This window comes from Microbacterium sp. 10L49, from assembly GCF_056395125.1.
This window is the reverse complement of the sequence record NZ_JBFTIW010000006.1, coordinates 21,247-28,708: the sequence shown is the minus strand read 5'-3', so window position 1 is coordinate 28,708 and position 7,462 is coordinate 21,247. Positions and strand designations below refer to the sequence as shown.

The following is a 7,462-nucleotide window of genomic DNA, read 5'->3' as shown; positions in this document are numbered from 1 at the left end:
AGCACGCGTCGGGCAAGTTCGGTGAGGGTTATGGGGAGCTGACCACGGGTCTGAAGCAGGCTGTGGATGGCATCAATGACATGTCGGAGTCGCTTCTGGGCATGATGCGTGCGATCCAGGATCTGGACACGCAGCTCGCCGGCGGCTGACACCGCGAACACGATCGAAGGGCCGGTGCGTGACACCGGCCCTTTGCTTCGTTCGGATCCGGCATATCGGATTGATAACGTGGGGGGATATGAGCCTGTCGAACGACATCTGGGAGATTCCGGCCCAGATCACCGACATCGAGGGTCTGGATGCGCAGGGGCGCCCTGATCCGGCGTATGCGCAGGCGATCGGCCTCGTCCCGGCCCGCACCGGGATGCGGGTGCTGTCGACCCTTCTGGAGCTGGTCGTGGCGCTCGTCATCGCCGTTCCGGGAACGATCGCCGGCACGAACCTGGTGCTGCTGAGCGCGGCGGATCCGGCCGGTCTCCTGGCCCGCAAGGACCTGATCTGGATCCTGCTCCCGCTGATCGTGTCGTACGCGCTCATGCTGATCTACACGCTCGTTCAGCTCATCCTGCACGGCCTCAAGGGCGTGACGCTCGGCAAGGCCGTGGCCGGGATCCGCACCGTCAACGTGCGCACGCTGGAGAAGCCGGGTTTCTGGCGCGGCGCCGTGGTGCGCTATCTGATCCTCGCCGCATCGTTCCTGGTGCCGCTGATCGGCCCCCTGCTCGTGATCGCGCTGTCCCCGCTGTTCGACGCGGAGCGGCGCGGGCGAGGCTGGCCGGACCGGGTCGCGGCCACCTGGCTCGTGGATATCCGCCGGGGCCTGAACCCGTACGACGGCAAACGCATGCGCATCGCCCGCAAGCAGATCACCACCGAGGTGCATGAGGCCGCCCCGGCGCTGCCGTCGTTGGCCACGCCCACAGACCGCGACGCCCCCGCGGTGTACGTGCCGACCGGGCGCTTCTCCGGCGGTGTGGTCGGCGCGCATCGCGCCGCGGCTGCGACGCCCTCGCCGTCCGCCGCACCCGCGCCGTCCGCTGTCCCCGGTGCACCGGTCGTGGGCGTGCCGTCGCTGGCCACGCCCACGACCGCGCAGGTCGGCCCGGCCGGCTCCGCGCCCGCCGTCCCGGCGCCCGCTCCCGCCGACTCCGGCGCTCCCGCTTCGGCCGTGGCACCGTCCATGCCGGCGCCGGCCGCGTCCCCGCCGGCGAGCATCTCGGCCGGCGGGTTCGCCCCGGCCACGGCTTCCGGCGAGGCCGCCTGGCAGCCCCCCACGATCGCGCCGGTGGTGGCGCCCGCAGCTCCGGCCGCACCTGCGTCGGCCGCCGTGCCGGCTGCATCCGCGGCGCCCGCCGTGCCCGACGCCCCGCGCGCAGTGCTCGTGATCGACAACGGCGAGCGGGTCGAGGTGCGCGCCGCGACGCTCATCGGGCGTGCTCCCGCTGCCAGTCCCTCGGCGGGGGCAGGGGCGGACGCCTCGACAGGCTCGGCGACGGGCGAGGGCGAAGTCCAGCTCGTGCGCGTGCCGGACGAGACGCGCTCGGTCTCCAAGACCCATGTGGCGATCCTGCTCTCGCGTCGTGGTGTGGTCGCGGTCGATCGCGGCTCCACCAACGGCAGCTCGATCGTGCGCGACGGCGCGGAGCATCCGCTGACCCCGGGACACCCCGCCGAGCTGCGCGCCGGTGACGTGCTGCGCTTCGGCGACCGCAGCCTGCGCGTGGAGCAGGCATGACCCCCGGCGCCCGCGCGGCCGCCGCAGACACGACAGCGCGCGAGCGCCGCCCGGAGGATCACCGATGAAGGTCAAGCTCACCCTGCGCCGTCCCGGTGCGCCGCTCACCGACATCGTCGTCACCGCCGACTCCACCGCCACGGTCGCCGACGTCGCGCACCACATCGCCACGACGGATCCGCTGCGCTCGATCCGCGTCGCGCACGGCGAGACGCTCACGCTCTCGGTCGCACCCCCCACGAGCGAGCGCCTGGTGACGCTCAACCCCGACCTCGCGATCGGCGACGCCCCGGTCGGATCCGGCTTCCTCGCCGAGATCGTGAACCTCGGCGCCGACCGGATCGCGACCGGCACCGCCGGCGCCCGTCCCGCCGCGCACCTGCGGGTGCTGTCCGGACCGGCCGCAGGCCAGGAGTTCTCCCTGCCGATCGGTCATTTCGTGATCGGTCGCGAGGCCTCCGCCGACGCGCACCTCGCCGATCCCCTCGTCTCCAAGAAGCACGCCCGCATCGAGGTCGCCGGGACGTTCGTCGAGCTCGTCGACCTGAACTCCGCGAACGGCATCCTGGTCGACGGAGGCCTGGTGCAGCGCCTGAGGGTGATCCCCGGTCAGCCGTTCACCCTCGGCGACAGCGAGATCGTGGTGCGCCTCGTGGGCGACTTCGACGGCAGCGCCGCGGATCAGGATCCGGTTCTCGAGCGCGGCGGTGCGCTGCTGTTCAACCGCAGCCCGCGCGTCGAGGAGCGCTTCGCCGGCGAGGACGTCGACGAACCGCGCTACCCGCGGGACCAGGTGCAGCGGCTGTTCCCGTGGCCCATGCTGGTCGCGCCGATCCTGCTCGCGGTGACCATGTGGGCGTTCACCGGACGCAGCCTCTCGCTGCTCATGGCGGCGGCGAGCCCGATGATGATGTTCGGCAACTTCATCTCGCAGAAGACCAACCTCGGCCAGCGCCTGCGCAAGGAGGCCGAGATCTTCGAGGACCAGTTCGAGCGCCTCGAGGAGAAGCTCTACCACGCCCGTCCGCGCGAGCACGCGGTGCGCAACAACGAGGTCCCCGCGGTCGCGGTCGTGTTCGACGAGGCCATGAAGCTCGGACCCCTGCTGTGGACCCGCCGCCCGGAGCACTGGAACTTCCTCGCCGTGCGCCTGGGCACCTGCTCCGACCTGTCCCGCACGACGATCAGTCGCACCGAGGCGGCCGAGGCGCTGCCCGAGTTCGTGGAGCGCGTCGACAGGCTCGAGGAGCGCTACCGCATCATCGAGGACGTGCCGATCCTGGAGTCGCTGCAGAGCGTGGGATCCATCGGCGTCGCCGGCCCCACCTCGGTCGCCGGCGACGCGCTGCGGGGTCTCGCCGTGCAGCTGTTCGGCATGCACTCCCCGAACGAGCTCGTCGCCGTCGCGCTCACCGAGCCCGGATGGGCGAACGAGCTGGACTGGCTGACCTGGCTGCCGCACACCTCGAGCGAGCGCAACCCGTTCAAGGAGATGGCGCTGGCCGACTCCGCGTCCACCGGCACGGCGTTGCTGAACGGCCTCGAGGAGATCGTGATGCGCCGGTCCACCGCGGCCGCGGCGCTGCGTCCGCCGTACGGTGACGACTGGGACCCCACCCGCTACGGCACCGACGTCAAGCGCGCCGCCGAGGAGTCGACCTTCGAGGGGCAGGCGGCGGTGGTCGTCATCGTCACGAACGACGCCCCCGTCGATCGCGCCCGGCTCACCCAGATCCTCGAGCGCGGCGCCGACGTCGGCGTCTACGCCCTATTCGTCGCGCCTGTCGTCGAGGCGCTGCCGGCCGCCTGCCGCAGCTTCATCGACGTGTCGGCCGGCCTCGAGCACGCCAGGGTCGGCACGGTCCGCAACGGCGTGAGCTACCCCGACGTGAAGGTCGAGGGCGTGTCGCACGCCTACATGACCATGTTCGCGAAGCGCCTGGCCCCGGTCGTCGACGCCTCCACCGTCGTGGAGGACTCCTCCGACATCCCGAACTCGGTCATGTTCCTGTCGCTGGTCGGATCCGAGACGGCGTCGGATCCGACCGCCGTGATCGACCGCTGGCGGCAGAACAACACGATCATCGATCGCTCCGGCGCGCCCCAGTCGCGGCTGAAGAAGGCGGGCAACCTGCGCGCCATCATCGGCCAGTCGCAGACCGATGCGATGACCCTGGACCTGCGCACCCAGGGCCCGCACGCCCTCGTCGGCGGTACCACCGGCGCGGGCAAGAGCGAGTTCCTGCAGGCGTGGGTGCTCGGCATGGCCGCCGCGCACAGCCCCGACCGGGTGACGTTCCTGTTCGTCGACTACAAGGGCGGATCCGCGTTCGCCGATTGCGTCGACCTCCCGCACACCGTCGGCCTGGTCACCGACCTCAGCCCGCACCTGGTGCGGCGCGCGCTCACCAGTCTCCGCGCCGAGTTGCACCATCGCGAGCACCTCTTCAACCGCAAGAAGGCGAAGGATCTGCTCGAGCTCGAGAAGCGCCGCGACCCGGACACGCCGCCGGCGCTCGTTCTCGTGATCGACGAGTTCGCCGCACTTGCGGGCGAGGTGCCGGAGTTCGTCGACGGTGTGGTCGACATCGCCCAGCGCGGTCGCTCGCTCGGCATCCACCTGATCATGGCGACGCAGCGCCCCGCCGGCGTCATCAAGGACAACCTGCGCGCCAACACCAACCTGCGCGTGGCGCTGCGCATGGCCGACGAGTCCGACTCGAAGGACGTCGTGGACGACGCCGTCGCCGCGTCATTCCCGCCGTCGATCCCGGGTCGCGGCATCGCGAAGACCGGTCCGGGACGCCTCGTGCCGTTCCAGTCCGCCTACGCCGGCGGCTGGTCCACCGACGAGGTGCAGGTGGCCGACGTGCGGGTGGCCGAGCTGCGGTTCGGATCCACCCAGCTCTGGGAGCCGGACCAGGAGCCCGAGTCGGACAGTCATGACGAGGACCTCGGGCCCAACGACCAGAAGCGCATCGTGGCGACGCTCGTGGCGGCGGCGCAGCAGGCCGGGATCCCGGCGCCGCGCCGGCCGTGGCTCGACGACCTCGAGCACGCGGTCGACATCCGCGACCTGCCGACCCTCGGCGATGGGCAGATCCTGCTCGGCAAGACCGACGTGCCCTCCCGCCAGCTGCAGGAGCCGACGTATTTCGTGCCCGACCGGGACGGCTCGCTGCTCGTGTACGGCACGAGCGGTGCGGGTAAGTCGACCGTGCTGCGCACCCTCGCGATCGCGGCAGGATCGGACGCGGCCACGAACGTCGAGGTGTACGCCCTGGACTTCGGATCCGGAGCGCTCAAGAGCCTGGAGATCCTGCCGCAGGTCGGATCCGTGATCTCCGGCGACGACGCGGAGCGCGTGCAGCGCATCCTGCGTTCGCTCGCCCGGGTGCTCGACGACCGCGGCAAGCGGTTCAGCGCCGCGAACGCCGCGAGCCTCACGGAGTACCGCGAGCTCACCGGCATCGACGAACCGCGCATCCTGTTCCTGCTCGACGGGTTCCCGCAGTTCCGCAGCGAGTGGGAGTCGACCACGGCGCGGATGCCGTTCTACCAGACGTTCATGCGCATCCTCGGCGAGGGCCGCCCGCTCGGCGTGCACGTGATCGCGACCGCCGACCGCTCCGGTTCGGTGCCCACCGCGGTCAGCGCGAACGTCTCGCGCAAGGTCGTGCTGCGCCTGAGCGACGAGTCGGGCTACGCCATGCTGAACGCCCCGAAGGATGTGCTCGACGAGCGCTCCGCCCCGGGCCGGGCGATCGTGGACGGTCTCGAGACGCAGATCGCGACCCTCGGCGGTACCCCGAACGTGGCCGAGCAGACCAAACTGCTGGAGGCGATGGCGGCAGCCCTGCGCGCGGCAGGGGCGCGCGAGGTCGCCGAGATCGGCTCGCTGCCGACCCGGCTCGCGGTCTCGGCATTGCCGGATCGCATCGGCGAGTTCCCGGTGCTGGGTGTCGCGGAGGACACGCTGTCGGCACGCGAGTTCGACCCCATCGGCACATTCCTCGTGGCGGGCCCCCCGCTGTCGGGCAAGACCACGGCGCTCAAGGGCATCATCACCGCGATGCGCCGCTTCGACCCGGAGGTCAAGCTGTTCCACTTCGGGGGCCGGCGTTCGCAGCTCAAGGACTACGCCGACTGGACGCGCAGCGCCACCACGCCGGAGGCCGCCAAGGAACTCGCCGCCGAACTTGCGGAACTGGCCGGTGACGAGTCGATGCCGGTGCGCCTGCTCGTCGTCGTCGAAGACGTGCCGCAGTTCGCGGACACTCCCGCGGAACGCGACATGAAGGCGCTGTTCCAGGCCATCAACCGCAGCGACCACCTGCTGATCGGTGACCTCGACGTCACGCAGGCGACGAGTGGTTTCGGCTATATCGGCGACTTCAAGGCCGGCCGCAAGGGCATCGTGCTCAAGCCCGACGCCTTCGACGGCGATGCCGTGTTCAAGGTGCCGTTCCCGAAGGTCAAGCGCACCGACTTCCCCGAGGGCCGCGGCATCTTCGTCCAGGCGGGCCGCCAGGTCATCGTGCAGCTGCCGCTGGTGGAGGAGGAGACGCTCGCATGAGCGACATGAAGACGTTCGATGTGTCGGCGCTGACGGATCCGATCCCGTCCGGGGCGGTGAAGGCCGAGGCGAGCGAGCGGCTGCGCGGGGAATCCGGTGCGAGCGCCGAGACGCGCATGACGGTCGGCGCGGTCGTGCGCAGCGTGGTGCTTCTGATCGGCGCCGCGGTGCTGGCGGGATTGTTCGTGCGACTCGTGCAGCTGCTCTTCGGCGCCTACGAGTTCACGCCTTCGACCGTCGTGATCGCGCTGCTCATGGTCGTTCCCCTCGTCGTGATGAGGGTGCGCGGCCTTTCGCAGTCGCGCCGCGACCTCGATCGGGGATGGTATCGGCTGCGACGTTTCGCCGAGGCGAACGGGCTCACCCACACCATCCGCATCTCCGACCCGACGCACCCCGCCGCCGTGTTCACGGCCGGGACCGACCGGGTCTCCAGTGACGTGGTGCGCGGATCCGTCCCCTCCGCCCTCGGCGGCCGTGCCTTCGAGGTGGGCAACCACGGATTCGACACCTGGGCGGCGCGCGCCCGCCTTCCGCACGAGCTCGACTACGTGATGCTGCCGCTGCGCGCGCCGTCACCGGCGTTCACCATCATCGACCTGTCGCACGCGCGGGCTCGTCCGCCGTGGGAGCCCGCGGCCGGACAGCAGCCCGTCGCACTCGGCGACGGGTTCGACGAACGTTTCGAGACACGGTGTGCGCCGGAAGCGCAGGACGCGGTGCGTGCCGTGCTGACACCGCCCGTGCGTGCGGCGCTGACGCGGCTCGTCGCCGGGGCTGAGGTCGGCGTGGATCTCGAGGTCGTCGAAGGATCCTTGTACGTCGTCGTGCGCCGGAGCCTGCCGATCACCGATCCGACGTACTGGGAGTGGGTGGAGGATCTCGCACGGCTCGTCGACGAGCAGCTGGATCAGCGCTCCGACGCCGCCGCGTCCCTGCGCGTGGGCGAGGAGGATCCGCAGCGGGCCGCACGTCGCGCCCGGCTGCTCGGCCGCGTGCGCGGCGGGCGTCAGGTGGCGGTCGGCTGCCTCTTGCCGTTGCTGTTCGGCGCTGTCGCGGCAGCGGTCAGCGTGATGTGGCGGTGACAGCAGCGCAGCGGTGACCGGCCCGCGGCATGGGGAGTGCTCCCCATCGCGAGGGGCCGCGCCGCC

The 7,462-nt window shown here is 71.3% G+C and carries 3 protein-coding genes; all 3 read left to right on the top strand.

Annotated elements, in window-relative coordinates:
• Positions 1-238: 238 nt before the first annotated feature.
• The 3 genes from AC1DCT_RS18085 to AC1DCT_RS18075 all read left to right on the top strand — a co-directional run bounded on the left by AC1DCT_RS18085 (position 239) and on the right by AC1DCT_RS18075 (position 7,396).
• Positions 239-1,735, top strand: coding sequence for an RDD family protein (locus tag AC1DCT_RS18085; RefSeq protein ID WP_477430577.1), 1,497 nt, complete (start codon positions 239-241; stop codon positions 1,733-1,735).
• A gap of 64 nt (positions 1,736-1,799) precedes the next feature.
• A complete protein-coding gene (locus tag AC1DCT_RS18080; RefSeq protein WP_477430576.1) occupies positions 1,800-6,311 on the top strand; it encodes an FtsK/SpoIIIE domain-containing protein in 4,512 nt (1,503 codons plus the stop codon).
• Positions 6,308-7,396, top strand: coding sequence for a hypothetical protein (locus tag AC1DCT_RS18075; protein WP_477231195.1), 1,089 nt, complete (start codon positions 6,308-6,310; stop codon positions 7,394-7,396). The genes AC1DCT_RS18080 and AC1DCT_RS18075 overlap by 4 nt, the downstream gene beginning before the upstream one ends.
• Positions 7,397-7,462: the final 66 nt, after the last annotated feature.